The following is a 2,881-nucleotide window of genomic DNA, read 5'->3' as shown; positions in this document are numbered from 1 at the left end:
CTGCCCACCAACAGGCCCGGTTTCCTCAAGCCCGGCCTGCCGGGCGAGGGCTACCCCTTCGACTACTGGCAGAACTCCGGCCTGCTGGCGGGCATGCCCGTGCTGGCCACGCACCTGAGCGCCGACGGCGCCTGGGTGCTGGTGGAGGGCCGCGTGGCCGCGGGCTGGGTGCCCGCGCGCGACATCGCCTTTGTGGACCAGGCCTTCATGGCCCAGTGGGAGGGCCTGCCCCTTGCCGCCATCACCCGGGAGGGCGCGGCGGTTGCGGCCAGCTTCGCGGACGAGGCCGCGCCGACGGCTTTTCTTTTCCCCGGGCGCATCGGCACGCTGCTGCCCCTGCTGGATTACGGCCTGAACAGCGGCCCGAACGGCGAGGCCCCTGCCGGACCCGACGGCCTGGGCGGCATGACCCTCTTGGCCCCGGCGCGGGAGGCCTCGGGCCGGGCGGCCAGCCTGGCCGTGCGCCTGAAGCCGGGCGAGGCCGCGGCCATGCCTCTGCCGCTGACCCCGCGCAACTACGCCCGCTTGGCCAATCAGCTCATGGGCCAGCCCTACGGCTGGGGCGGCTATCTGGACAACCGCGACTGCTCGGCCCTGCTGCTTGATCTGTACGCGCCCTTTGGCGTGTTCCTGCCGCGCAACTCGCGCCAGCAGGCGCGCCAGGGCGAGTGGATTCCGTTCAACGGCCTCGCGCCGGAGGCCAAGGAGGCCCTGCTCCTGGAAAAGGGCGCGCCCCTGTTGACGCTGCTCCACAAGCCGGGGCACATCATGCTCTACCTGGGCCAGAAGGACGGGCGGGCCATCATCCTGCACGACATCTGGGGCCTGCGCACCAAGAGCGAGCAGGGGGCCGAGGGCCGTTTCGTGGTGGGCCGCGTGGCCATCACCACCCTGACGCCCGGGGCCGAGCTGCCGGACGTGCAGCGCGCGGGCCTCCTTTTGCCCACCTTCGACGGCATGACCCTGGTGGCTCCGCGCCCGTAAGGCGTCGGCCCGGCCCCTGTTCCAATTCCGACTGAACCGCTTCGCCTTATATAATAGGAGAGGGAGGCTTCCATGCCCATCAGCGCCACGCCCATGAACTTCGCCTTTGCCGGGCCCGGTCCCGCGCGCAGCAACGGGCGCGCCGTGGCCGTCATCGGCGCGGGCCCTTCCGGTCTGGCCGCCGCCGGGTTCCTGGCCTGCCTGGGCTACCGGGTGGACGTGTACGACAAGCTGCCCAAGCCCGGCGGGCTCATGGTCTTCGGCATCCCGGCGGAGCGCATCCCGGCGGAGCGCATCGCCTGCGGAGTGGACACCCTGAGCAGCCGCTACGGCGTGCGCTTCCATCCCGGCACCAAAATCTGCGACCGCAGGCAGGCGGACGACACCGGCGACGAGCTTTCCACCAACTGCATGGACCTGGACGAGCTGGTGCGCGAACACGACGCGGTGATGCTCTGCACCGGCTCCTGGAAGCCGCGCAAGCTGAACGTGCCCGGCGAGGACCTGAAAGGCGTCTACTCCGGCCTGGCCTTCCTCTTTCCCATCCGTGCGGCGCAGTACAGAAAGGACGCCATGAGCGACATCGACGTGGCGGGCAAGAACGTGGTGGTGGTGGGCGCGGGTTTCTCGGCCATCGATGTGGCTCACGGCGCCCTGGGCCAGGGGGCTGCCCGCGTGAGCCTGGTGTACCGGCGCACGCGGCGGGAGGCCCCGTGCGGCAGCCACGAGATCGAGCAGTTCGAGGCTGCGGGCGGGCAGTGGCTGGAGCTCGTCACCCCCCTGCGCATCGTGGAGGGCGAGGGCGCGGCCAAGGGCCGGGTCGGCGGCATCGAGTGCATCCAGTGCCACCTGGGCGAGCCGGACGAGGACGGACGCCGCAGCGCAGTGCCCGATTCCTGCGCCAAGGTGGTGCTCCCGGCGGACATCGTCGTCGCGGCCATCGGCGAGACGGCCGCGCCGCCCTTTGCCGAGCGCCTGGGGCTGGACTCCGTGCGCAAGAACGAGATCCACTGGTTGCAGATGACGCGCATGGACGGCGTGTTCGTGGCGGGAGACGCGCTCACCGGCCCGAGCAAGATCGGCAAGGCCGTGTATTCCGGCCTGCGCGCGGCCCAGTCCCTGTCGCGTTGGCTGACGCTCAAGGCCATGAGCCGCGAGCTGGACTACCGCGAGGACGCGCCCATCAAGAAGGAAGACCTGCGCTAGCCCGGCGGCCAGGGGAGAGAGCACATGAGCACAGACGAGAAGATCCTGTTCATCGACTACTCGCGTTGCATCGGCTGCGAGACCTGCGAATCCGCCTGCCGCTTCATCCACGGCCAGCCGCGCATCAACATGACGCGCACCGTAGGGGGCATCATGGCCCCGGTGTATTGCCGACATTGCGAGTCCGCGGCCTGCGTCAAAGGTTGCACGCGCGGGGCGCTCATCAAGTCCGAGGACGGCACAGTGCTGCTGAATCCGGTGCTCTGCGCCGGGTGCGAGACCAAGAACTGCATCCTGGCCTGCCCCTTTGGCGGCATCTTTTGCACGGGACTGGACGACGCGGTGGCCAAGTGCGACCTGTGCCAGCGCCGGCGGGCCATGGGCATGCCGCCGGCCTGCGTGGAGTTGTGCCCTTGCGGAGCCATGCATTTCGTCACCCGCCAGGAGGCCCAGGAACTGGCCACGCCGGAGTATGAGGCCGCGCACAAGAAGGTCATGGACCACGTGCGCCCGGTGCTCACCCCGATTGTGCGCAAAGACAGGCCTTGAGCAGGCACTTTTCGGTGCTGTCAACATACTGTAATCATGTTGTTTTTCAGAAACATCCCGTGAAGTGGCAGAAAGCGGTTGACTCTTGTTGCTGGTTCACCTAGAAACGCCCCTCGCCGCTTTGAACGGCCGGAAGGCGCAG

3 protein-coding genes are annotated in these 2,881 nt (G+C 69.1%); all 3 read left to right on the top strand.

All coding sequences use genetic code 11. The features are described 5' to 3' along the window. Positions 1–984 (top strand): SH3 domain-containing protein (locus VN419_RS06545; RefSeq protein ID WP_325645702.1); only part of this gene is annotated, 984 nt, incomplete at its 5' end. A 72-nt stretch (positions 985–1,056) separates the two neighbouring features. Next, the gene (locus tag VN419_RS06540; protein WP_325645700.1) at positions 1,057–2,190 is read left to right on the top strand and encodes an FAD-dependent oxidoreductase; all 1,134 of its coding nucleotides are present in this window, start codon (positions 1,057–1,059) and stop codon (positions 2,188–2,190) included. 24 nt (positions 2,191–2,214) lie between these two features. Beyond that, on the top strand, positions 2,215–2,739 hold the full coding sequence (locus VN419_RS06535; protein WP_325645698.1) for a 4Fe-4S dicluster domain-containing protein: 525 nt from the start codon (positions 2,215–2,217) through the stop codon (positions 2,737–2,739). The last annotated feature ends 142 nt before the right edge of the window (positions 2,740–2,881 follow it).

The sequence above is a fragment of the Humidesulfovibrio sp. genome (assembly GCF_035560995.1).
Taxonomy (GTDB): Bacteria; Desulfobacterota; Desulfovibrionia; order Desulfovibrionales; family Desulfovibrionaceae; genus Humidesulfovibrio.
Note: the sequence above shows the minus strand (reverse complement) of the source record. Positions and strands in the feature narration are given on the sequence as shown.